This window comes from Vitreoscilla massiliensis (genome assembly GCF_001457815.1).
In the GTDB taxonomy this organism is placed as follows: domain Bacteria; phylum Pseudomonadota; class Gammaproteobacteria; order Burkholderiales; family Neisseriaceae; genus Vitreoscilla; species Vitreoscilla massiliensis.
Window position 1 is genome coordinate 42549 of the sequence record NZ_LN898218.1, and the last position, 21004, is coordinate 63552.

At 47.4% G+C, this 21004-nt stretch carries 29 protein-coding genes; 3 read left to right on the top strand and 26 right to left on the bottom strand.

Going from position 1 to position 21004, the window contains the following annotated elements; all coding sequences use genetic code 11:
- Position 1 precedes the first annotated feature (1 nt).
- The 24 genes from BN3003_RS04240 to BN3003_RS04345 all read right to left on the bottom strand — a co-directional run bounded on the left by BN3003_RS04240 (position 2) and on the right by BN3003_RS04345 (position 11820).
- Positions 2-496 carry a DUF1804 family protein gene (locus BN3003_RS04240; RefSeq protein ID WP_058305499.1) on the bottom strand — a complete coding sequence of 165 codons (495 nt, stop codon included), beginning with the start codon at positions 494-496 and terminating at the stop codon, positions 2-4.
- Position 497: 1 nt separating this feature from the next.
- Complete coding sequence (locus BN3003_RS04245; protein WP_058305500.1) at positions 498-716, bottom strand: hypothetical protein; 219 nt, start codon at positions 714-716, stop codon at positions 498-500.
- Positions 713-955 (bottom strand): hypothetical protein, encoded by a 243-nt coding sequence (locus BN3003_RS04250; RefSeq protein ID WP_058305501.1) that lies wholly within the window; start codon positions 953-955, stop codon positions 713-715. The genes BN3003_RS04245 and BN3003_RS04250 overlap by 4 nt, the downstream gene beginning before the upstream one ends.
- 26 nt (positions 956-981) lie before the next feature.
- Positions 982-1122 (bottom strand): hypothetical protein, encoded by a 141-nt coding sequence (locus BN3003_RS18950; RefSeq protein WP_187119844.1) that lies wholly within the window; start codon positions 1120-1122, stop codon positions 982-984.
- Positions 1123-1141: 19 nt separating this feature from the next.
- Positions 1142-1555, bottom strand: coding sequence for a hypothetical protein (locus tag BN3003_RS04255; RefSeq protein ID WP_058305502.1), 414 nt, complete (start codon positions 1553-1555; stop codon positions 1142-1144).
- 2 nt (positions 1556-1557) lie between these two features.
- Complete coding sequence (locus tag BN3003_RS04260) at positions 1558-1950, bottom strand: hypothetical protein (RefSeq protein WP_147645329.1); 393 nt, start codon at positions 1948-1950, stop codon at positions 1558-1560.
- Positions 1907-2179: a hypothetical protein gene (locus tag BN3003_RS04265; protein ID WP_234333018.1), complete on the bottom strand. Its 273-nt coding sequence runs from the start codon at positions 2177-2179 to the stop codon at positions 1907-1909. The genes BN3003_RS04260 and BN3003_RS04265 overlap by 44 nt, the downstream gene beginning before the upstream one ends.
- Entirely contained in the window at positions 2176-2367 is a 192-nt protein-coding gene (locus tag BN3003_RS04270; protein WP_058305504.1) for a hypothetical protein, read from the bottom strand. Before BN3003_RS04270 ends, BN3003_RS04265 begins: the two co-directional genes overlap by 4 nt.
- A complete protein-coding gene (locus BN3003_RS04275) occupies positions 2360-2893 on the bottom strand; it encodes an N-acetylmuramoyl-L-alanine amidase (RefSeq protein ID WP_058305505.1) in 534 nt (177 codons plus the stop codon). Before BN3003_RS04275 ends, BN3003_RS04270 begins: the two co-directional genes overlap by 8 nt.
- 133 nt (positions 2894-3026) lie before the next feature.
- The gene (locus BN3003_RS04280; RefSeq protein ID WP_058305506.1) at positions 3027-3494 is read right to left on the bottom strand and encodes a Mor transcription activator family protein; all 468 of its coding nucleotides are present in this window, start codon (positions 3492-3494) and stop codon (positions 3027-3029) included.
- On the bottom strand, positions 3491-3904 hold the full coding sequence (locus tag BN3003_RS04285) for a gp16 family protein (RefSeq protein WP_058305507.1): 414 nt from the start codon (positions 3902-3904) through the stop codon (positions 3491-3493). The genes BN3003_RS04280 and BN3003_RS04285 overlap by 4 nt, the downstream gene beginning before the upstream one ends.
- 67 nt (positions 3905-3971) lie before the next feature.
- Positions 3972-4247: an HU family DNA-binding protein gene (locus BN3003_RS04290; RefSeq protein WP_058305508.1), complete on the bottom strand. Its 276-nt coding sequence runs from the start codon at positions 4245-4247 to the stop codon at positions 3972-3974.
- Positions 4248-4304: 57 nt separating this feature from the next.
- Positions 4305-4481, bottom strand: a complete 177-nt coding sequence (locus tag BN3003_RS18760; RefSeq protein WP_159061383.1) for a hypothetical protein — start codon at positions 4479-4481, stop codon at positions 4305-4307.
- A 13-nt stretch (positions 4482-4494) separates the two neighbouring features.
- Positions 4495-4698: a hypothetical protein gene (locus BN3003_RS04295; RefSeq protein ID WP_058305509.1), complete on the bottom strand. Its 204-nt coding sequence runs from the start codon at positions 4696-4698 to the stop codon at positions 4495-4497.
- A 2-nt stretch (positions 4699-4700) separates the two neighbouring features.
- Positions 4701-5252, bottom strand: a complete 552-nt coding sequence (locus tag BN3003_RS04300; RefSeq protein WP_234333019.1) for a host-nuclease inhibitor Gam family protein — start codon at positions 5250-5252, stop codon at positions 4701-4703.
- A gap of 137 nt (positions 5253-5389) precedes the next feature.
- Positions 5390-6220, bottom strand: coding sequence for a helix-turn-helix domain-containing protein (locus tag BN3003_RS04305; protein ID WP_058305510.1), 831 nt, complete (start codon positions 6218-6220; stop codon positions 5390-5392).
- Positions 6213-6914 carry a DUF7168 domain-containing protein gene (locus BN3003_RS04310; protein ID WP_159061385.1) on the bottom strand — a complete coding sequence of 234 codons (702 nt, stop codon included), beginning with the start codon at positions 6912-6914 and terminating at the stop codon, positions 6213-6215. The genes BN3003_RS04305 and BN3003_RS04310 overlap by 8 nt, the downstream gene beginning before the upstream one ends.
- The gene (locus tag BN3003_RS04315) at positions 6907-7383 is read right to left on the bottom strand and encodes an ASCH domain-containing protein (RefSeq protein ID WP_058305512.1); all 477 of its coding nucleotides are present in this window, start codon (positions 7381-7383) and stop codon (positions 6907-6909) included. The genes BN3003_RS04310 and BN3003_RS04315 overlap by 8 nt, the downstream gene beginning before the upstream one ends.
- A complete protein-coding gene (locus BN3003_RS04320; protein ID WP_058305513.1) occupies positions 7370-7618 on the bottom strand; it encodes a hypothetical protein in 249 nt (82 codons plus the stop codon). Before BN3003_RS04320 ends, BN3003_RS04315 begins: the two co-directional genes overlap by 14 nt.
- A 111-nt stretch (positions 7619-7729) precedes the next feature.
- Complete coding sequence (locus BN3003_RS04325) at positions 7730-7972, bottom strand: hypothetical protein (RefSeq protein WP_058305514.1); 243 nt, start codon at positions 7970-7972, stop codon at positions 7730-7732.
- Positions 7973-7985: 13 nt separating this feature from the next.
- On the bottom strand, positions 7986-8921 hold the full coding sequence (locus BN3003_RS04330) for an AAA family ATPase (RefSeq protein WP_082625539.1): 936 nt from the start codon (positions 8919-8921) through the stop codon (positions 7986-7988).
- Positions 8922-8942: 21 nt separating this feature from the next.
- The gene (locus tag BN3003_RS04335) at positions 8943-11009 is read right to left on the bottom strand and encodes a Mu transposase C-terminal domain-containing protein (protein ID WP_082625540.1); all 2067 of its coding nucleotides are present in this window, start codon (positions 11007-11009) and stop codon (positions 8943-8945) included.
- Positions 11002-11490 carry a hypothetical protein gene (locus BN3003_RS04340; protein ID WP_234333020.1) on the bottom strand — a complete coding sequence of 163 codons (489 nt, stop codon included), beginning with the start codon at positions 11488-11490 and terminating at the stop codon, positions 11002-11004. The genes BN3003_RS04335 and BN3003_RS04340 overlap by 8 nt, the downstream gene beginning before the upstream one ends.
- A 57-nt stretch (positions 11491-11547) precedes the next feature.
- Entirely contained in the window at positions 11548-11820 is a 273-nt protein-coding gene (locus BN3003_RS04345; protein ID WP_058305518.1) for a helix-turn-helix domain-containing protein, read from the bottom strand.
- A gap of 229 nt (positions 11821-12049) precedes the next feature.
- Here BN3003_RS04345 and BN3003_RS04350 point away from each other — a divergent pair, with 229 nt between their 5' ends.
- Positions 12050-12769 (top strand): S24 family peptidase, encoded by a 720-nt coding sequence (locus tag BN3003_RS04350; protein WP_058305519.1) that lies wholly within the window; start codon positions 12050-12052, stop codon positions 12767-12769.
- A gap of 291 nt (positions 12770-13060) precedes the next feature.
- Here the strand turns inward: BN3003_RS04350 and BN3003_RS04355 are convergent, their stop codons facing one another.
- Positions 13061-13345 carry a hypothetical protein gene (locus BN3003_RS04355; protein WP_058305520.1) on the bottom strand — a complete coding sequence of 95 codons (285 nt, stop codon included), beginning with the start codon at positions 13343-13345 and terminating at the stop codon, positions 13061-13063.
- A gap of 569 nt (positions 13346-13914) precedes the next feature.
- Here BN3003_RS04355 and BN3003_RS04360 point away from each other — a divergent pair.
- Positions 13915-15060: an iron-containing alcohol dehydrogenase gene (locus tag BN3003_RS04360; protein ID WP_058305521.1), complete on the top strand. Its 1146-nt coding sequence runs from the start codon at positions 13915-13917 to the stop codon at positions 15058-15060.
- A gap of 647 nt (positions 15061-15707) precedes the next feature.
- On the opposite strand, the gene putA is transcribed toward BN3003_RS04360, so the two are convergent.
- Positions 15708-19292 (bottom strand): bifunctional proline dehydrogenase/L-glutamate gamma-semialdehyde dehydrogenase PutA, encoded by a 3585-nt coding sequence (gene putA, locus BN3003_RS04365; protein ID WP_058305522.1) that lies wholly within the window; start codon positions 19290-19292, stop codon positions 15708-15710.
- A 219-nt stretch (positions 19293-19511) separates the two neighbouring features.
- Here putA and BN3003_RS04370 point away from each other — a divergent pair, with 219 nt between their 5' ends.
- Complete coding sequence (locus BN3003_RS04370; protein ID WP_058305523.1) at positions 19512-20936, top strand: DHA2 family efflux MFS transporter permease subunit; 1425 nt, start codon at positions 19512-19514, stop codon at positions 20934-20936.
- Positions 20937-21004: the final 68 nt, after the last annotated feature.

Genomic DNA, 21004 nt, shown 5'->3' on the forward strand with positions numbered 1-21004 from the left:
GTTAAAACTCCCGTTCAATAATGGCCTGAAAATCGTCAAACATCATCGCAAAATCACCCATTAATTCTGGGTATTTGTCACCAATAAACTCAGCCATTAAACGCACGGTACGTATGGCCACAGCCGCCTCTTGGGTTTCAGGTAGGATTTTCTTACTCGCTGAGATAGCTTTATTGAATGAATCGGCCAGGCTAGATAACACACTGGCTTTGTTTTCCGCAGACATTTGAGCGGTTTGCATTTCTTGCATGGTTGAGTTGTATTGCAATAGCAAGGCACTCAATATGGCACGGCCAAGGTCTTCAGTGCTTTCACCTGCCAATACATGTGCGGCTTTAACCTTGTCCCAATCGTCACCATTGGCTTTGGCGTCTGCCTTCCAACGTCGGGCTGTCCCAAAGCCTATACCCACTTGTAAAGCGGCAATTTCTAAGGAAAGTTGGTCAAAGACAAAAGCCTTGCGTAACTTGTCACGCGTTTCTTGCGGATACGCCATATCAAAATCCCAAGTGAGCTTTGATAAAAGACATGCCAGTTGAAACCAAACCACTGGACAGAGCACCTGCCACACCGCCAGCAGCGGCACCTGTTAAAGCACCGGCTTTTGCACCGGCTTTGACCGCTTCGCGCTGGATTTCATCTACTTTGCCATCCACAATGTCTAACTTGCTGCTGATTTGCTGCAACATGGCCATGACTTCTTTGTTATCGTTCATTTGTCTGCCTTCCGGTCTAATTTGTCATTGACACGCTCAAGTTTTTGCTCGATACGGTCCAATGCCTTGGTGATGGTTTGGTTTTCTAAAAGAGCCTGTTCACGGCTTTGGTAATCAACACGCATTTGTTGGGTGAGTTTTTGCATGTCATCAACCTGTGTAAACAAACGTCGAACAATTAAACCAATCGCAGCAGCGACAATTGACATCAAAATATTGAAAGCAAATTCGATGGTCATGGTGTGCCTCCCGTTGCCCATAAACGTCAAGCATGGTTTTGGTTTTCTAATTGGCCCACATAGGCACCAAATTCAACCGCATGTTCCAATAAAGCTTGGGTGGTGCCTTGGCTAGGGGCATTGGGGCGCAATGGTTGCACCATCAATTCACCTGGCACCGATGGCATCACTGCCTTTTCAACCACCTTAATGGGTGTATCCAAAGGCTTGGTTGTATTGCCGCAAGCCGTGAGCGCCGAAGCCGTCGATACACTTACCATCAGCAGCACTTTTATCTTTTGCAATCGCATCTTGAATCCCTTTCTTGGTTTCAGCGGCTTGGCGCTGTATGGTTTGATTGGCTTCGGCCAATGCTTTACTGGTTTGCTGGGCTTTGGTTTGCAGTTTGGCCATTTCACTTTGAGATTGAGTAAGCTGTTTCACAAGCAGCTCATTGGCTGTGTTCTTTGCTTCTGCATGGTCAAGCTTCAACTGCACCACTTCTTCTTGCATTTTGTTCACACCACTGGAAAAACCAAGCAGATATGAGCCAAAGAACATCACACAAAAAAACAAGCCAGGAAGCATTCCTAAAAGTCTTTGCCAAATTTTGGTCAACATCTTTATGCCTCCGCTTGAGTCAGTTGGATAATGCGGCGATGGCCACCATTGGGGCATTCATCCAAATCCATCACCCATACTTTTGTATTGGTTTCGGCTTTGATGAGATAGCAGCCCATGTCTGCAATGTCTTCACGCAATAAAGGCAATGGGCAGCCGGTGACAATTACAAAATCCAAGTTATGGTTAACCAGCACCTGTGCTTCTGGGTCTCGTCTACACACCACATCATGCAAACTCAAGACAAAATCAATTGTTTTAGCGCTTATGTCGGCCTTATCTAAAAGGCTGGTATTGATTGCTTGCAGGCGCTTAAACAATAAGCGTAATAAGCGAAAGCTGGTTGGTTTCTTATTCTTCATTGTTGGTACCTTCAATTTTTTTGGTTTCCACATCTTGCTTGGCAGCAATCCAACGACGCCCCAATGCATACCCGCCGACCAAACCCAAATAAGCCATCCAAATATCTACCGACGGCTCAGGGATGTGAATAAACTTCCAAGTAGCAGTGGCACAGGCAACACTGGCCCAAATTTTGGTATGCGATGGGGCTCCAGTGACTTCATTGCCAGCCAAGGCTTTAACAAAAGACTTTACCCAAGGTGAAGCGATTGGATTTTTCATTGCTTGGCCTTTCTTTTAGCGCGCTTGGCCTTGGCCACACCACTATTGCGATTCACTCGCTCAGGTGTGACATAGCCAGCGAAATAACCATGGGTCAGATTTTGGAGGGGTAAACTGGCATCACGTAGGCTTTTTGCAATCACATGAAGCAAGCCCACCAACAAATAGCGGTTGCGTTTTCTAGCCATTGGCAACCTCAATCAATACGCCAGCCACAGCCTTGCCAATCAACCATTTTCGCTCTTCCCAAATGGCCAATTCAGCATCGTTGCTGATGAAAAACAATTCCAAAACAATGCCACCCTGAGCCACATAACCAAGTCGATGGTGTTGGCCTGAATTTTCAGGCTTCCAGCCGCGATCACCGCGTAAAGGGATGCCCATCACATCGGCAACGGCTTTGCACAGTTTTTGGCTTATTGACTTGTCTTTGAGTTGAGATAAGGCTTCAACGCCTCGGGCAGTTTTGTTAGAAGAGGCATTGCAATGGAATTCGACTGCTAACTTGCTGCCTTTGATTAAGTCAATGGCTTTACTCAATGGCAAATTGCCTTTGCCTTCGCCATCGACACGAAACTCCACGTCAGCTTGTTTCAGGTAATAGGCCACGATATTGCGCATGTCTTGCGCCTTGTCCGCCTCCCTGTGCAAGCCATTGCAGGCTCCAGGGTCAGTATTGCTGTGGCCTGCTGTGATGGTGATGATGTTGCCCATAAAAACCCTTTGTTAAATTGAATATCAAATTAATCTGTATAGGGTTTCATTATGGTTAGGTGATGGTTTGGGGGTGTCTTACCGAATGAGAGTACAAGAAAACCCCCAAGCTGTTTAAACTTGGGGGCTGCAATTATTTGGAAAATAAATCCATTTGGCTGATGTCTGCGATGGTTTCAACATCAATGGTTTTCAAAATGTACCAAATGGTGGATTCGACTAAGTCATACTTTCTGGCCAATTCTTTCACTGCAATATAGGCAGGCCGGTCTTTGGAGAGTTCATCAAATTCGGCTCTAACTTTGCGACGGCGTAATTCCGTCATTAGGGTTTGGCATTTTGGCACAAAGAAATGGCGTTTTGTGGCAAAGGTCAGAGTGATTTTTTCTGCATTGGCTTCACCTATAACCTCGGCCAGTGCGGCAAATAAGGCTTTGCCATGTTTATTGTAGTTTTGACCGACGGGGAAATGGGTGCCACCGTGGTGTTTAATCAACAAAAATGTGGGTTCAAACCCAATCAAGCGGACCAATTCTTTTGCGCCTTCTGGTAACAAATGCGCTAAGCCCAAAAAGTCATCCTTATCCAGCAATTCGTTCATGATTTTTCCTTTGCGCGATTGGCATTGATTTGTAAGGCAGCGACCAAGCGATGCAGTTGGTCTGTACTCAGCCATTGAATGCGTTTACGGTTAAACATCCGTTCAGCCATAGCCTCGGCATAACGCCATGGCTTGTTACCATCTGCCAGCAAAGCTTCAATCTTACCCACCAATGCCTTTTTAGCCTCCGTCACATCTGGCTTGTCTGCCTCATGGTCACTGGCTCGATCTTGAAAGCCTTTGCTTTTCATCACTTCAATGACAACAGTTAATTCTTTGTCGGTCATTTGGGCAGCAGAGCGTTTACCGACTGTACCTTCAAGCATGTCACGGTAGGTATCGTCATCCAAGCCAAGCTGTTGTTGAGCAATTTTGATTTTGGCAATCAACTTTTTGCGACGGTTTTCCATAATCTCCTCCTGTACTCATAAAACTCACACACTAAACGGCTGTTGCCAACCGCTTAGGATTTGGGTTTTAACTGTTAACAGTGTCTTTCAATGCCTTAGCAGCCTTGAATTTAGGCTTTTTGGCCGCGGCAATGGTGATGCTCTCACCAGTTTTAGGATTGCGGCCTTGGCGCTCGGCGCTCTCACTGATCGCAAACGTGCCAAAGCCTGAAATTGCCACATCCGCACCCGCTTTTAAACTGCTTTGCACTGTGGTGGTGAAGGCATTCAACACACGTTCTGCTTCGGTTTTGCTAATGCCTGCTTCTTGGGCCATGGCTGCAATCAATTCGGTTTTATTCATGGTTTAAATCCTATTTAAAAGTGGTTTAAAAGCGGCGTTCCGCGCCGCACGGGTTAATTAACTTAATCGTTCAATTTCTTGCTCTAATTCTTCAACCTTGGCTTCTAATTCAATACAGTCCTGAAGCATGTTGGTAAAAGAGCCTGCAACCAAACCTTTTTCAGCAGTGAGAATTGAGAGCTTGTCAAAATCTGGATGCTCATCGCTGTAAATACGGGTTACATAATTGGTCATTTATGCACCTCACTCAGTGACGCAAAACATTTGAAGAGCCGCGAAGTGTGCATCCCCAAATTTCAGCATTTGCTTCCATAGATTTAGTTGCAACTACAGCCAAATTTTCAGCCAAGGTGTTGTCTTTTGTGACACCCATGGTGAATTCTTTATCACCAACGACCCCAATCATGACTCCTGCGTCACCGTCTTCTATCACTATCGTTACTTTGCTCATGTTTAAACTCCTGGCAATTCTTGGTTGTAGGGTTCAATCACAAAAAACTCTTTGCCTTGCACGATGCTCAAGCCTGGCACTGGGTTACCTGCAAAAAAGTCTGGTTCATTCAAAACCGCTTCTTTGTTCACTTCGCGTTTGGTACGCACAAAGCGCTCATACTTTTCATCCTGCTCCAACAAGGCCAACACTGCATCGTTGCCACGGATTTGCACCTTGGGCGGATTGTTACGCCACAAGACTTTGCCAGTGATCAGGTCAGCAAATTTCACTTTGCCGCCATCAGTCAACACATCGCGGTTGGTGGTGCAGTACATCAAAATGCTGGCTTGAAGTTCTTCAATTTCAGCATCAAACGGGGCAATTTCTTCGGCCGCACGTTCTTGCAGTTGGGCAACAGCGTCATTCATGCTTGTTTGCACACGTTCACGTTCACGCTGTAAATCGCCAATGCGTTTAATGTTGGCAATCACTTCTTCACGCGTTTGGGTGATTGATGGAGCTGCTTCGGTTCTACTGCGGGTTTTCTTGGGTTGTTTGGCTTTCATTAACATAATCAGTCCTTTTGTTTGAGGGTTTGTATCGCTTGGGTTAAGGCTGAGCGGCCATCATGTTCAGGCGGCATTGGCTGCCTCGTTACTTAAAATTGCGTCTAAGCTGTTTTCAGCCTCACAGCGTGGGTATCTTGTTTTCATGCTTGTTTGCTCCCATAAAATTGATTCCAAAACTTACATACACGCAGTGCTTCATCGGGCGTTAGCGTTAAATTCATACCGCTAGAAAATTTCAACAACAGCGAGCCGTCGTCAAATATGCCAAGCTTCATTTCATTAAATCCAGGGGCTTCTATCGTGCCTACAACACTCATTAAAGGCGCAGCGTTTGATGCCCACACATCTTGTGTTTCAACCTCCATGGCTTTTGCCTGTGTCGCCTGAATAGCCTCTACTGGTTCGGCTTCTGCATTAACCTCAGTCGCAATCGTTTGCTCTGGTATGGCTTGCGTTACAATCTTTTCAATGGCATCTGTAGCTTCTTCAATTGGCATTGGACCCAAACGAATCACACCACGAGACACAGAATGCACCGCATTGTCTGATTTGAGTTTCGGTAAAGCGTTGTCTATTTCATGGGTAGGTGTTGTTTTCAAACCTGTCATCAAATGCCCGCGGGTCAAAGTGCCATCGGGGGACTCTCTCAGCAGAACAAGTATTTTTTGCTTGGTGCTGCTTATTGTGCTGTTGCTTCCAAGCTGCTTGTCATCAGCCTTTGTTTTACGGGTTACAACAATTTCTTGGGTATCCAACCTTACAGGCCGCTCTGCATCGGCAGCATTCACAAGGGCATACAAGACTGAGCCGTGTTCAACTGAAGACACAATCAAGCCATACTCATCCAACTCATCAACAGCCTCCATCACCTTCTGATTGGCACAAATGAGCTTTCCAGCAAGTTGAGTAACGCTGAGTGGGCCTTGCCCCAACAATTCTAAAATTTTGTCTTTTAAAGCCTGATTACCCATGATTTACTCCCAGTTGTTTTGGTGAATGGCCCATTGCATGGTTAAGCTGTGCGCTTTCACCTGCCTTTTGCCCGTGTAAATAGTCCATATTTGCTGCTGTTTTCAAAGCTTGATTTGCTGCTTTAGGTTTCACTTCTTGCTCAATCAAATCAGGATAATTTTTCTTCATATACCCGTTCAAAATAGCTTGTTCCGTTGGTGAACTGGCAAATGTAGTCACCAAATCACGCACACTGCGTACCCAACCAACACTAAAAGCATCCAAGCGGTAGCTGATGGTTTTGGTATTACGTAAACGGTTCAGTGCTGTTTTGCGATACTCAGACCGTGCTTTGCGTACTTGGCGCAACAACACCTCATAAGCGTAAGCGGCCAACTCTGGACGTGCTCCAATGCCGACAAAGTTGATGCGGGTTTTATATTGGCCGTTGTCCCATTTTGTGCAGCTAAAATGATTGCAGCCGAAAGCCTTAGCGCACATATTGACCAAACCGACTTGCCACACCGCACAGCGGCTGGTGTACGGTTGTGAGGCTTCGTTCACTTGCGACCATTCAACATCTTGCTCAGTTACTTCAAATTCACGCATCAAGGCTTGTGCTTGCTTCAATGCTTGAGCCGCTTCATGCTCATTGGCTGACTTGGCCAGCGCCAAGCATTTCTTGATTTTTGCTAAAGCCGTTTTTTTATCCATTGCATTCACCATTTTCATTGTCAGTACAGCGTTCAAAGCTGATTACCCACACAAACGGATTGACATCCCACGCCTGATAGCCATAAATCGCATTCCATAAGGCGATAAACTCAGGCCGATAGCATTGGCGTAGAATTGGACTTCCAATACCTTCTTTTAAACAATCCTGTTCCGTGATTTTTTGCAGACGTTCAACACGAATTTCTGTGATTTTCAAACTCAAGCAAGGAAATTGCGGTGCATTTAACACATCACCCACTTGGCCATAAGGACAAGGCACGGTGTTAACCATAGAAGTGGTTTCGCCATCTTCATCCACTTCCTTTCCAGCCAATTCCATAGCTAGGCCAACACCACCATGACCAAGGATTTCGCCACCATTTAATGGCTTCACAATGCAGCGTGTTTGTTGCTTCTTGCCAAACAAAATGGCCACTTGCATTGATGAGGTAAATTTAAGCTCTTTCATTTATTTGTCCTTGAAGCGTGATGGTGACCTTGGATTGTTCAGCATTACTTTGTTTTGCCACTTCAATCCCATCAAAAAAGCGCAGTTTCACCCCATCATGTTCATTTTCAATTGCTTCAACGGTGTTCATAAAAGCTTCTTCATCGCTTATCGCTATCCCTTTGTTTTTCATTACTTCTACTATGTCCGCCAACAAACTGAAAAACTTAGGGTGACTTCTATCTATGCATTTCATAACAACTCCTTAAGCACCAAAACCAACCAAACAAAACACAGCAAAAAAGGCGATGAAATCACGAGCAAACAAAAGTAAAACCATAAAGTACGTATGAATTTCATAGTTGTTTTACCCCTTCGCCCATTGCTGGATTCGGTTCAGGCGGTTGCTCCAGTCCACGCGTTTTTGTGTGTGTAAGCGTTGCATTTCCAAAGCGTTTTGACGCGTGGCCACACGCTCTTGCACCATATAAACTGGCATGTTGCGCATCTCATAAGAAAGAGCCACATCAATCAGTTGCCATTGGTTTTGGTTGTAGCGAATTTGACGTTGGCAAACATTGGCCAATAACTTTGCAATCAGTGCTTTCATTTGCAGCCCCTTATCAGTGGATCAACATCTCTTTATACTGGCGCACCATTTCTGTGCTAATTTCAGCGTTATCGTTAATTCTTGCCAAACGGGTAACACCGCCTATCAATTTGGATAATTTACGAGTATTACCATCGGCTGCGGCGATAAACTCCAAAGCAACATCCTCTTCAATGCCTGGCAATGTCTGATCAACAATCATGCGCAAGTCGCTATCAGGTATGACTTCGCCCATGTCCAGCTTGAATGCGACACGGCTGTAAAGCTGTTTCAATTCGCCATTTTTACCGCGCAAGTTAACCATCAAGCGTGGCATACCTGCCAAGACCAAACCCACACCAGCCTTATCATGTACACGGCGCAAACACTCCAATGCACGCAGGGGTAAGTTTTCTGCTTCATCCACCAAAATAATGCGGCCAGAGCCCTTCAAACGATTGATGATGTTTTCATTCAAATCATGAAGTGAGAGGTGTGTATCCTCACCAATAGATGTAGCCAAAGTCTGCATCATCACTTTTGCGGTAAAAGTTGGGTCGGTATCGATTAAAATGGCGTCTGGGTTTTCATTTAAATAGGCTTTCAACGCAGTAGATTTACCCAGTCCAGCTTGGCCAATCAAAGCCACGGTTTCAGCTTCAATGTGCGCGATACGCAAAATTTCACGCACTTTCTTGGCCACTGATGTTTGAACATAATTGATTACAACTTTTTTACTGGCCGCTTTTTCATGTTGTTTGACTAACCAGCTCTCAATCAAACGGGCCACTTCCGCCACATCACCAGGATATTTATTGTTTAAAAATTGGCTTACCAAAGGATGGGTTTTACCGATGCCGCGCGCCACGGTCACTCGAGAAATACCGTGCTCATCCATATAGTTCTTTAATTCAAGTCGAACGCTTTCCACTTGGGTGCCGTCAGTAAGGTTTTTATTGGTACGTTTCATTTGTATTTTCCTGAGTAAGTGTTATTTCGATTTATTACGCTGTTCGATTTCCCAAGCTTCACGGTCACTTTCAAACATAAAAAGCGGTGGCTTTTGAACCGATACTGTTTCTACTTCATTGGCACCATTAGCCAGCAACAAACCAAAGTCGGGTTGGTGTTCGATTGTTGGATATAGCTCGGCTTGAGCAATAGCAATGGCATCCTGTTTTCGCTTGGTGATGCCTTCAACACGCTTCTTACGTTGTTGATCAATTACAGAAACAGGGAAAGCAGCCACCTTGTTTCCATCCCATAAAGCTTTGCAAATAAACTGACCATCCATGCGCTTGATTAAAACCATTTCGGGGTTGTGCAAGTCATAGCCAACGCGGACTTTCCCACCGCTAAATTCAGCCAATGCCTGACTAAAATAAATATTATTGAATAGCTCAACTTGTCCGCGATTGGCGGTGCGAATTTCTTCTGGCCGAAACATCATGTCCAATTCATCTTGGCTCAATGGCACCACGGTCTTGCCTAGCTCTTTCAACCGCGCTGCTCGATATGCCGATGGTGTTCCATACTGTTTATTACTGGCCTTCATCAATTCACTGTGCTCATGGCGGTTGTTGTAATCATCAAAAGCCTTAGCCAAATCGACCATGAACTGTTCAAATTTTGGTAACTTAGCGCGGTTGCGCCGTTGCTCTGTGTTTAATTCCTTTTTCTTGTTTTCTGCATTCATGGCGCTGTTTACTTTGCGCAATGTCATGGTTTTGGTTGAGTTGTCAGCATCATTGCCCACATAAGTGGCGTAGGTGCGTGCCAAAGGTATCGTTACGGTTTCCCATAAGCGCTCAATAATGCCGCGTCCTTGCGGGTTGCCTGGCAAGCCTGTTGGGTGTTCAATTCCCAAGCGTGGCAAAATACCCGTGATGTCTGCATCAACCATCTTGCCTGTGGGGCCACTACCGTTATCGGTGTAATACATCAGCGGAGGGTCGTTAAAGCTCATGGCCACTCGCAGCGCATCAGCATGGGCAACTGTGCTTTCTGATAAACTCACGGTCCAACCAACAACAAAGCGTGTGGCAGTGTCGATGATGGCGGTAATCTCTGGCTGAAACGGCTGGCCGTGTATCGGGTGTGCCACCTTGGCTTTAAAACCATGGCCATCACCCACCCATATGTCATTTGGCTCAAAGATCAACCAATCACGTTTAACGTAGGGCAATATGGCTTTGTAAGCACCACCAGTTTTACGGCCACGCTCACGCATGATTAACGGCATTTTTTGTACTACTCTTTCAACAGTGTGAAATGATGGAAGCTGTGCCATATCAAATCCTTTTTGGGCCCACACTTTTTCAAAGCTCTTATAAACATGTGTTAAAGGAGGGTTATTTGCATCGGCCCAAATGGGCATAAATTCAGGTAGCCATTCATATTCAATTAACGGTTTTTCAACACTGCTTAACTTTGGAGCCAAGGCCAGCAACCGCTCATTGGGTGTTTTTGCCTCACGAAACTTCAAAGTCCACTGATACAAACTGCTAAAACTTACTGTGCGCTTTTTGTTGCCTCGGGCATTGGCCACTTCAACCATGTACATCAAGGATTCAGGTGCAACACCGGTTTTGATTTGCTCGGTCACGTAAAATGCAGCCTCTTTAAGCGGTAAGCCGCCCACTTGGTGCATTTTGTTGACCTCGGCCACGATGGCCATGCGAGCATGAGCAATATCGCGTTGTTTATCGTTTAAGCCGTTGGCTTCATCTATGGCCAAAGCCAACTGCTGTGATTTTTTGCCTACTGGAAGCTTTTTAGTTTTAGCGGGTAGCTTCTTTTTCTTAACAACACTTGGTAATGACACTGGTTGGCTTTTTTGCATGAGGTCATCAAGTTGTTTTTGCTTAATGGCATCCTGTAATTCCATTGGTAAACCATTTAACAAAAATACTTTTTTCTTACCTCCACGCCCCAAACCAAGCACATACTCATATTGCCAACCATCACGCTTCGCAATATATTCAATAGCTTGCTTACTTTTTGGCATGTTCAGTAAGTTCATTTCGGCTAACTCAGCGGAGGAAAACTTGCTATTCATCGCATTCACCTAACAACAATTCCGGGGTTTCAACTTTGCGCACATTCTCACGTTGGTAGGCTAAAGCTGTGATGCTGGCTGTAAGCTCTGCAATGGTGTCGTCAGCACTGGCTTTACCCGCGTAAAACTGAGCCAAACATGCCGTTGCTTGAGCAATTTGTGCCTGTAATTCCGCTATATCCACCACATCACTTTTTTTGCCTCGTGCAATGTCAATCACCACTTTGTTGCCTTGAAACACACATAGGTATTCACTGATAAACTGCGCACCAACAATGTGCTCAAGTGTTACCAGACGGTTTAAAGGCAACGTGCCTTCCAACATCCAACGGCGATACGTTTTATATTCAACACCCATCAGTTCAGCGACGCGTTTGGAGGGCATGCGATACTGTTCTGCATACTCTTCTGTTAACTCAATCGCATGATCAAGCGACGTTGCTTTATGCTTTTGCGAAATTCGTTTGCCATTTCTCATCATCAAAACCTTAGTGTGCGAATCGTTTTATGTGCATTTGTTTAGTAAATCCACTATCATTCAGGCATTGATTGCTTGAGGTGGAATGACTGCCTTAAACATACGTTTTGCGTAACGGCTAGGCCAAATCTCTTCAGGCTCATGTCCAAGTGCAGCAGCAATAATGTGTTCACCTTTTGGATAGGGAGTTCGTAAAGCTGTTTTTAATGAGTCTTGATGCATATTGTTTGCAAGAGACAAAGCACGTAGCGTTAAACCTTTTTTATTTAACTCAGCCTTAATATCGGCTGGGTGCCAATCGGCTAACACAATAGAGGCTGATTTTTTTTGCATAGTAATTCACCTGTGTGGGTTATCTTGACGGGTTATCTGTAGGGGATATTACTAAACAAAAAAGTACAATGCAAATCTTTTGTTAAGTTAAAGTTTCTTTTTTGTGCAGTTGATTTGCAAGATGTTGAATCTTTTAAGTAAATTTACTAAACAAAAAACAAACTCTTTTGTTTAGTTTTTTGTTTAGTAACGATGTGGCTTCTAAACAAAAGAATTTATGGGCTGATATATGGAAAATAGCTTTAAATCGCGACTCTTATTCCTATGGCAAGACACAAAACCAGCTCAAATCGCTAAAGATATAGGTTTGACTATTAGTGGAGTGCTGAGAATTCTTGAAAAAGATACGATGCCAAAAGCAGAGACATTAATTAGGATTAAAACCTTAAAAAAATGTGACTGGAACTGGCTGATGACTGGAGAAGGTGAGCCATTTCCAGATGCACAACATAGTCAGTTGCAAGTAAATAATGATAACTCCCCTCATACTCCTATGGTTTATGACACATTAGGTTATGAAGTGGATATAAATGAATTTGTATTTATCCCTCGCTACAACATTCATGCTGCTGCTGGCGGTGGACATTTTAATGATGCGGAAAAGCCAATGTTTACAATGGCTTTTCGCCGTAAGTGGATTGAACAATACTTAAGAGCCTGCCCCAAAGAGCTGTCAGTTATTGATGTTAAGGGTGACAGCATGGATGGCGTTTTAAATGAACGTGATGTGATTTTGGTTAACCACTATTTGGATACACCGGACGACGGTTTATACGTCCTCAGAATAGGTGAAAACTTAATTGTGAAACAAACCCAACAACTGCCTAACGGACGCTTATTGGTTAGCTCAGCTAACCCTGCTTACGAGACGTTTGAAGTGAATCTACTTGAAACAGATTCTGACGTAAAAATTATTGGCAGAGTGGTTTGGTTTGGCCGACAAGTTTAAATGCCTTTTAACACCTGTTTAAACCTGATTAAAATCTGCCCACTTTAGTTTAAAACCTGCTCATTATTTTCCAGAATATTATCAATATTTGCCTATTTTGGTTCAAAAGGCAATGCGTGTAACAACACGAAATAAAATGGCCGAAATCCAAGACAGTTAAGGATTTCAGGCCATTTTTAATTACTCTCACTCTGGTTTAAAAGCGGACACCCCCCCACAAAATAAGCGGCCTGTAAACCTTACAGGCCGCTTATTGAATCTGTCGCAGTGCATATGCGTTGTTACCCCATGTTAAACACTGTCGGTTGCTGTCTGTGCCAGCATCGCCTCGTATGAGTCTTGTATGCCCAAGGCAGCAGCCTGTAAGCGCTGGATTTGTTCGGCACTGAAATCCAAGTCTTGCAAATGTGCCAAAGTTCTCGCGGTGCTGTCTTGAATCGTGTCCAAGGCCTGCACCACTGCCGCCGCACTGTCCGAGTGTTGCTGTGCTAACAGCGCAAACACTGCCGCCACAGAGCTTTCCAATGTTTGGATGCGCAAATACAGTTCATACAATTTGAATTCTTGTTCGTCCATGCGTTCCTCCTGCAGTTGGGGTGACTGACACCAAATGAGCGCAGCTTAAACCCTAATCACGACGCTGGTACTGACGCACATCAGCTGCGCGACAGTTGATGCTGAGCGCCCACAAAAGAAAATACCTGCTGCAAACGCAACAGGTATTTAGAGGTCTTTGTGCGCTTCCACACTTGAAGCACACATGGCATCGGCATTGACTTTAATCAAAACACACACTGTTTAATCAAACTGAATGCGGATGCAGTCGAACTGTGTAGTTGACCAAACTCCCCAAGTTTATTAGCCAATATGGGAGGCTTTGGAAGGCATCGCTGCGCTTACACACATCACGCTGCACTTAAATTGTGCTCTATTTGAGTATAATTAACAATCGAATACTAAGCCAAAACTCTATTATTCGAGAGATACTTGATATTCCTCAAGCTTTCAGCAATGTTTGGCACCCAATTATCCGTATGGAATCATTGCATCCCAGCAACACATCGTTTGACCCAGCATAAGATGCCCTGCCTGCTAAGCTGCCATGATGTTCGTTTCCCTTGTGCTAAACCTTAAGGAGACACACCGTGATTTCAGAATTTTTCATGCCCTCACGCAACATCATCGGCGCCGGCGCTTTGGCCATGGCCTGTGACAAAATCGCCAGTTTTGGTTTCAAACACGCGCTGATAGTCACCGATGCGGCCTTAGAACAATTGGGTGTGGCGCAAACCGTGGCCGATTTAATCCGCGCGCGTGGCGTGCAAGTCAGCGTGTTTGCCGGTGTGCAACCCAATCCCACTGTTGCCAATGTCAACGCCGGTTTGGCGCAATTGCAGCAAGTGGGCGCCGATGTGGTGATTTCTTTGGGCGGCGGTTCACCACACGATTGCGCCAAAGGCATTGCCTTATTGGCAAGCAATGGCGGCAAGATTGAAGACTACGAAGGCGTTAACCGCTCGGCCAAACCACAATTGCCGCTGATTGCCATCAACACCACCGCCGGCACCGCCTCAGAAATGACACGCTTTACCATCATCACCGATGAAAGCCGCCATGTGAAAATGGCCATCGTCGACGACCACGTCACGCCGATGTTGTCGGTCAACGATGCCGAATTGATGTACGCCATGCCCGCCGCGCTCACTGCCGCCACCGGCATGGATGCGCTCACGCATGCGGTTGAAGCCTATGTGTCGACCAGCGCCACGCCGATTACCGATGCCGTGGCGGTGAAAGCCATCGCCTTAATCGCCGAATTCTTGCCCACGGCGGTGTACGAGCCGCAAAACGCCGAAGCGCGTTTGCAAATGGCGTATGCACAATTCATGGCCGGCATGGCGTTTAACAATGCCTCATTGGGCTATGTGCACGCGATGGCGCACCAGTTGGGCGGTTTCTACAATTTGCCGCACGGCGTGTGCAATGCCTTGTTGTTGCCCCATGTGGAGCAATTCAATTACCGCGTCGCCAAACAGCGTTTGGATGAGGTCGGTGCCATCTTGGGCGCCAACAATGCCGATTTGGCAGGCTTGAATGTGATAGACGCAATTAAGAAACTCGCCGACATCGTTGCCATCCCGAAATCCTTGCAAGAACTCGGTGTGAAACAAAGCGATTTTGCGGTATTGGCCGACAATGCGATGAAAGATGTGTGCGGCTTGACCAACCCAATACAGCCGACCCACGATGAAGTGATGGCCATTTTTGCCGAGGCTTATGCTGGGCGTTAAGTGACTGAAGCAGTCATTTGGTAATAAAGCGGCCTGTAAACCTTGTTATGGGGTTTACAGGCCGCTTTTGAATTTAAAACCGATGTCACCAGTGCTCTGCGAAAACATTGCACACAAACCTCTTGACGCCATCAAGCCACTGCCATCTAAATCTGCGGCTCAACAAGGACTTAGCTCAATCCATATATCTGCATTAGCAATCACAGTAAAAGCGGCCTGTAAAACCTTGTTATGCGATTTACAGGCCGCTTTTTAGATTTAAAACCGATGTATCGCCAGTGCTCTGCGAGAGCATTGCATACAAACCTCTTTACGCCATAAAGAGGATATATCCTATGCCCACCCTGATTTAACACCACACAGCTTGTTGCTTATTCAATATGTTCAACTCATACAATGTGTTTCCAAGCATCAAGCGGCCTGTAAGTCTGTATAGGCTGTGATAAGTTGATTTCAATCTTCATCTCACACCACTCAAACTGCTTGGCAACCTGGCTGTAAACCCATGACAGCCCATGCTTGCACCACCTCAGTTTGTTTGCCAGCAACACGCTCCATCTGATTCCATACCTGCGACACAGCCATAAAAAGCGGCCTGTAAACCCCCTAAAGATTTACAGGCCGCTTGTGTGTGGCTTACGCCAGCATTACTGCTGCAAGGTCATCAAGGCGGCATTGCCACCGGCGGCGGCAGTATTGGTGCTGCGGCTGATTTCGTGCAACAGCGGCGCCAAATCTAAACCGGCACTCAAGTCCACCAATTTCACCAAAGTGCCTTTGCGCGTGGCCAAGCTGGATTTGAGGCCAGCATCACACGCGCCCAAGCTCACGCACACTTCCAAAGGCACGGTTTGCAATTGCGCCTCGGTCAAGGCGCGCACGCCTATCGCTTCCAAGCGCGCGCTGGCAGCATGGTTCGGGCTCAAGTGCACCGCCACTTTCAAGGCTTTCAACACCGCGGCCAAGGCGGCAACGCTGAGCTCATCACCACCCGCAATCAACACGCTGCGTGGCAAATGCCAATTCAAGCTGTTGGCTTCGCCGGTTGGGCCAGTCAATAACACGCCATTGCTGTTCGGCACACTGTTGAGCAAGCAAGTCACGTGTGCTTGCCAAGCCAAGTTCTCGTCGCTGCTGATGTTGAGGCTGCGCGCCAAGGCTTGTGTGTCCACATTCGGCTGACCCACTTCGCTGCCTTGCGGCAAGCGCCATGGATTGAGCGTGGTCATGCGTTGCAAATAGAACGGACCGCCTGCTTTCGGGCCGGTGCCCGATTGGTGATGGCCGCCAAACGGTTGCACGCCAACCACAGCGCCAACGATATTACGGTTCACATACACATTGCCCGCTTCGATGCGGCTGGCGATGTACTCAATTTGGCCGTCGATGCGGCTGTGTATCCCGTGGGTCAAAGCATAGTCTTGCGCATTGATGTGGGTAATCAATTGGTCCAATTCGCCGGCTTTAAAACGCACCACGTGCAACACAGGGCCAAACACCTCTTGGGTCAAATCGCCCAAGTCTTTCAATTCCAAAATCGTCGGCGCCACATACGTGCCACCGTCGTTAATGTCAGCCGGAATGTCCAATTGCGTCACCTTGGTGGCGACCGAGCGTTTGCGCTCGATATAGCCCAACAAACGTTGCTGCGCTTCGGCATCGATTACTGGGCCCACATCCACATCCAATTGGTGTGGACGACCGATGTTCAACTCTTTCAGGCCGCCTTTGAGCATTTCGATTACACGGTCGGCGATGTCGTCTTGCACACACAACACGCGCAAGGCCGAGCAGCGCTGACCGGCCGAATCAAACGCCGACAACAACACGTCTTGCACCACTTGCTCAGGCAAGGCGGTACTGTCGACAATCATCGCATTTTGGCCACCGGTTTCAGCCAGCAATAGCGGCATGTCGGCACGTTTGGACAAGGTGCGGTTAATCAATTGTGCCACCTCAGTTGAACCGGTGAACAACACGCCGGCAATGCGCTCATCGGCGGTCAAAGCCGCACCGATGTCGCCCTCGCCCAAAATCAATTGCACCGCGCCCACAGGCACGCCTGCCTCCAACATCAGTTGCACCGCCGCGTGTGCCATCAACGAGGTTTGTTCTGCCGGTTTGGCCACCACCGCATTGCCTGCAGCCAAGGCAGCGACGATTTGACCGACAAAAATCGCCAATGGGAAATTCCACGGGCTGATGGCGACAATCACGCCGCGTGCGGCGGCATGGTTAGGCACGAACTCCTCGATTTGCTGCGCGTAATAACGGCAGAAATCCACCGCCTCACGAATCTCACCGACGGCATTGGTCAGGGTTTTGCCCGCTTCTTTAATCGCCAAATACAACAGCGTCGCTTGCTGCGCTTCCATCAAATCGGCGGTTTTGCGCAAGATGGCGGCGCGTTCGGCTGCCGATTTTTGCTGCCACGCGCCTTGTGCGTCTAAGGCGGCATCGATAATCGCCGGTACGCTGCTGGCAGCGGCATACGCCACCTCACCGATTTGCTCGCTTAAATTGGCGGGGTTTTTCACTGGGTGTACTGCTTGTTGGGCAATCTCGGCCGCCGTCAAAGACTCAGCGCGGTATTGCTTCGCACCGGCTTGGTTTAACTCGGCCTGTAAAGCTTGCAAACGGTATTCATTGCTCAAGTCTATGCCTTGTGAATTGGCACGGCTTTGCCCATACAAATTCTGCGGCAATGGTATCGCTGGGTGCGGTTGGCCGCCGGTAATGGCCAATTGTTTTAATGGGTTTTGCACCAAGGAATCGATGTCGATGTTTTCATCGACGATTTGGTTCACAAACGAAGAGTTGGCACCGTTTTCCAACAAACGGCGCACCAAATAAGCCAGCAAGGTTTCGTGCGTGCCCACCGGTGCGTAGATGCGCACACGGCGCTGCCAATTGCTCTCACCCACCACTTGGTCGTACAGGGTTTCGCCCATGCCGTGCAAACATTGGAATTCAAAGTCTTTGTCACCACCCAAGGCACGTATCGCGGCCACGGTATAGGCATTGTGCGAGGCGAATTGCGGGAAGATTACGTCGGTCGCGGCCAATAATTTTTGTGCGCAAGCCAAATACGCCACATCAGTATGCACTTTGCGCGTGTACACCGGATAGCCTTCTAAGCCATCGACTTGGGCAATCTTGATTTCGCTGTCCCAATACGCACCCTTCACCAAACGGATCATAAAGCGATGGTTGGTGCGGCGCGCCAAATCAATGATGAAATCCAACACTGCTGGGCAGCGTTTTTGGTAGGCTTGTACCACAAAACCGATGCCTTTGAAGCCGGCCAAATCTTCGTCTTGGGCAATCGCTTCGAGCAAATCCAACGACAATTCCAAGCGGTTGGCTTCTTCGGCATCGATGTTCAGGCCGATGTCGTATTCTTTGGCGAGCAAATACAGGTATTTGACCTTGGGCAATAACTCATTCATCACCCGTTCGTGTTGGTTGCGGTTGTAGCGCGGGTGTAGCGCTGACAATTTCACCGAAATGCCATTGCTGTCGTAGACATCGCGGCCTTTGCTGTCGCGACCGATGGCGTGGATGGCATTGATGTAGTCTTGGTAATAACGCTCGGCGTCCAATTGCGTTAATGCCGCTTCGCCCAACATGTCAAACGAGAAGCGGTAGCCACGGCCTTCGCGCTCATGGCCGTTTTTCAATGCTTCTTCTATGGTTTGACCGGTGACAAATTGTTGACCCAACATGCGCATGGCGTAGTCCATGCCTTTGCGTATCATCGGTTCGCCGCCTTTGCTGAGCATGCGATTAAGCGCGCTGCTCAGGCTTTGGTCGTTGGCTGGTTGTGACAATTTACCCGTGAGCAACAAACCCCATGCTGCTGCATTCACAAACAAAGAAGAGCCTTGTCCGACATGGCTCTTCCAATCGCCGCGTGACAATTTGTCACGAATGAGCAAGGTTTGGGTTTGCTTGTCCGGCACTCGCAACAAGGCTTCTGCCAAACACATCAAGGCCACACCTTCTTCACTCGATAAGCTGAATTCGTGCATCAAGGCATCGACGCCGGCCATTTTTTGGCGTTTGGAGCGCACTTGTGCAATCAATTGGCGTGCCCAATCCTCAATCTGCGTCGATTGTTGGCTTAAATCCAATTGGCTGGCCAAGGCATTGATGGCCGTGGCCTCATCAACGCGGTACAAATCGGTGATGTTATTGCGTAATGGTGTTTGCTCTTTGGCAAAATCAAACATGTATGTTGCTCCTTTGCGTCGTCGTATGCGATATGCACAAAAAACAGGTGTATTTTCACCCGTAAAAACCGATACATTGCTTGTAAAAATACTGCCTGTCAATCGCTTAAGTTAAAACTTTATCATTTAACAAAACAGTTATACTGCAAGATAACTTTATCTTGTTTTTGCTTAACGCTAGAATGTGGTTTTGTAACTTATCCACATCGCAGGCACCTTATGAATGCTCAACTTCCGGCGCCCCTGCCCAAGCAACTTCCTCAGAATTTTCGCCGCTATTTGCCGTTTTTATTGGCCATGGCCATCTTCATGCAAATGCTGGACACCACCGTCCTGAATACCGCCTTGCCGGCGATGGCGGCCGACTTAAACGTCTCGCCTTTGAACATGCAATCGGTGATTGTGTCGTACGCGCTGACGCTGGCCTTGCTCATTCCCATCAGCGGCTATTTGAGTGGCCGTTTTGGTACCCAAAAAGTGTTTTTGGCCGCCATCGGTTTGTTCAGCTTTGGTTCCTTATTGTGTGCGGTCTCGCCGACGCTGCCGATGCTGGTGTTTTCGCGCATCGTCCAAGGCATAGGTGGCGCCTTGCTCACGCCAGTGGCGCGCTTGGCCTTAATCAAATCGTATGAAAAGTCGGAATTGCTGCGGGTATTGAATTTCGCCATCATGCCGGCCTTGATGGCGCCGATTATGGGGCCGTTGGTCGGTGGCTATGTGGTGGAATGGGTGTCGTGGCATTGGATTTTCTTAATCAACTTGCCGGTGGGCTTGCTGTGCTTCTTGGCCGGTTGGCGCTACATGCCCAATTACACCGAGCAAGACACCCACATCGACATGCCTGGCATCTTGTTGTTTGGCGGTGCGGCCTTCTTTCTTACCATAGGCTTGGAATTTTTGGGCAGCAATAACAATGCGCTCGCCTTTGCCTTGTTGACCTTGGCGACTGGCACAGCCTTATTGTTCGGCTATTACCGCTATGCCAAAACCCACAACAATGCCATTTACCCGTTGAGCCTGTTGTCGGTGCGCACCTTCCGTGTCGGCCTGAACGGCAATTTGCTGTCACGCTTGGGCATCAGCTCCATTCCCTTATTGTTGCCGCTGTTATTGCAAGTGTCGTTTGGTTACTCGCCCAGCGAAGCCGGCTGGATCATCGCACCGATGGCTTTGGCAGCGATGTTGACCAAACCGTTGATGCAAAAACTGTTGCAAACCTTTGGCTACCGCAAGATTCTGTTGGCCAATACCGTCTTGGTCGGCGTATTGATGTTGAGCATTGCCTTGCATGGCCCCGACAGCCCAAAATGGTTGCTGGTATTGCATTTCTTCATCTTGGGCGGCTGTAATTCCATCCAATTCACCTCGATGAACACCATCACCCTCGCCGATTTGCGCCCGTACCAAAACACCAGTGGCAACAGCTTGATGGCGGTGAATCAACAATTGGCCATGGGTTTCGGCATCGCCTTGGGCTCACTGATTTTGCGCTTTTACCAGCAAAACGACGCCATTACCCACCAAAACACCCAATTGGCCTTTCAATACACCTTCATCACCATAGGTGTGCTCACCATCTTATCCAGTTTGGTGTTCCGCCAATTGCACCGCCGCGATGGCAATACCTTGGCCCACCGTGATTAAGATGCCAGTACTTAAAGCTTAACAACATGACGCAAACCATAAGCGGCCTGTAACTTGTTTACAGGCCG

Excerpts from the sequence above, each read along its gene's own strand:
- BN3003_RS04240 (WP_058305499.1), bottom strand. The coding sequence starts at position 496 with ATGGCGTATCCGCAAGAAACGCGTGACAAGTTACGCAAGGCTTTTGTC.
- BN3003_RS04245 (WP_058305500.1), bottom strand. The coding sequence starts at position 716 with ATGAACGATAACAAAGAAGTCATGGCCATGTTGCAGCAAATCAGCAGC.
- BN3003_RS04250 (WP_058305501.1), bottom strand. The coding sequence starts at position 955 with ATGACCATCGAATTTGCTTTCAATATTTTGATGTCAATTGTCGCTGCT.
- BN3003_RS18950 (WP_187119844.1), bottom strand. The coding sequence starts at position 1,122 with ATGCCATCGGTGCCAGGTGAATTGATGGTGCAACCATTGCGCCCCAAT.
- BN3003_RS04255 (WP_058305502.1), bottom strand. The coding sequence starts at position 1,555 with ATGTTGACCAAAATTTGGCAAAGACTTTTAGGAATGCTTCCTGGCTTG.
- BN3003_RS04260 (WP_147645329.1), bottom strand. The coding sequence starts at position 1,950 with ATGTGGAAACCAAAAAAATTGAAGGTACCAACAATGAAGAATAAGAAA.
- BN3003_RS04265 (WP_234333018.1), bottom strand. The coding sequence starts at position 2,179 with ATGAAAAATCCAATCGCTTCACCTTGGGTAAAGTCTTTTGTTAAAGCC.
- BN3003_RS04270 (WP_058305504.1), bottom strand. The coding sequence starts at position 2,367 with ATGGCTAGAAAACGCAACCGCTATTTGTTGGTGGGCTTGCTTCATGTG.
- BN3003_RS04275 (WP_058305505.1), bottom strand. The coding sequence starts at position 2,893 with ATGGGCAACATCATCACCATCACAGCAGGCCACAGCAATACTGACCCT.
- BN3003_RS04280 (WP_058305506.1), bottom strand. The coding sequence starts at position 3,494 with ATGAACGAATTGCTGGATAAGGATGACTTTTTGGGCTTAGCGCATTTG.
- BN3003_RS04285 (WP_058305507.1), bottom strand. The coding sequence starts at position 3,904 with ATGGAAAACCGTCGCAAAAAGTTGATTGCCAAAATCAAAATTGCTCAA.
- BN3003_RS04290 (WP_058305508.1), bottom strand. The coding sequence starts at position 4,247 with ATGAATAAAACCGAATTGATTGCAGCCATGGCCCAAGAAGCAGGCATT.
- BN3003_RS18760 (WP_159061383.1), bottom strand. The coding sequence starts at position 4,481 with ATGACCAATTATGTAACCCGTATTTACAGCGATGAGCATCCAGATTTT.
- BN3003_RS04295 (WP_058305509.1), bottom strand. The coding sequence starts at position 4,698 with ATGAGCAAAGTAACGATAGTGATAGAAGACGGTGACGCAGGAGTCATG.
- BN3003_RS04300 (WP_234333019.1), bottom strand. The coding sequence starts at position 5,252 with ATGTTAATGAAAGCCAAACAACCCAAGAAAACCCGCAGTAGAACCGAA.
- BN3003_RS04305 (WP_058305510.1), bottom strand. The coding sequence starts at position 6,220 with ATGGGTAATCAGGCTTTAAAAGACAAAATTTTAGAATTGTTGGGGCAA.
- BN3003_RS04310 (WP_159061385.1), bottom strand. The coding sequence starts at position 6,914 with ATGGATAAAAAAACGGCTTTAGCAAAAATCAAGAAATGCTTGGCGCTG.
- BN3003_RS04315 (WP_058305512.1), bottom strand. The coding sequence starts at position 7,383 with ATGAAAGAGCTTAAATTTACCTCATCAATGCAAGTGGCCATTTTGTTT.
- BN3003_RS04320 (WP_058305513.1), bottom strand. The coding sequence starts at position 7,618 with ATGAAATGCATAGATAGAAGTCACCCTAAGTTTTTCAGTTTGTTGGCG.
- BN3003_RS04325 (WP_058305514.1), bottom strand. The coding sequence starts at position 7,972 with ATGAAAGCACTGATTGCAAAGTTATTGGCCAATGTTTGCCAACGTCAA.
- BN3003_RS04330 (WP_082625539.1), bottom strand. The coding sequence starts at position 8,921 with ATGAAACGTACCAATAAAAACCTTACTGACGGCACCCAAGTGGAAAGC.
- BN3003_RS04335 (WP_082625540.1), bottom strand. The coding sequence starts at position 11,009 with ATGAATAGCAAGTTTTCCTCCGCTGAGTTAGCCGAAATGAACTTACTG.
- BN3003_RS04340 (WP_234333020.1), bottom strand. The coding sequence starts at position 11,490 with ATGATGAGAAATGGCAAACGAATTTCGCAAAAGCATAAAGCAACGTCG.
- BN3003_RS04345 (WP_058305518.1), bottom strand. The coding sequence starts at position 11,820 with ATGCAAAAAAAATCAGCCTCTATTGTGTTAGCCGATTGGCACCCAGCC.
- BN3003_RS04350 (WP_058305519.1), top strand. The coding sequence starts at position 12,050 with ATGGAAAATAGCTTTAAATCGCGACTCTTATTCCTATGGCAAGACACA.
- BN3003_RS04355 (WP_058305520.1), bottom strand. The coding sequence starts at position 13,345 with ATGGACGAACAAGAATTCAAATTGTATGAACTGTATTTGCGCATCCAA.
- putA (WP_058305522.1), bottom strand. The coding sequence starts at position 19,292 with ATGTTTGATTTTGCCAAAGAGCAAACACCATTACGCAATAACATCACC.
- BN3003_RS04370 (WP_058305523.1), top strand. The coding sequence starts at position 19,512 with ATGAATGCTCAACTTCCGGCGCCCCTGCCCAAGCAACTTCCTCAGAAT.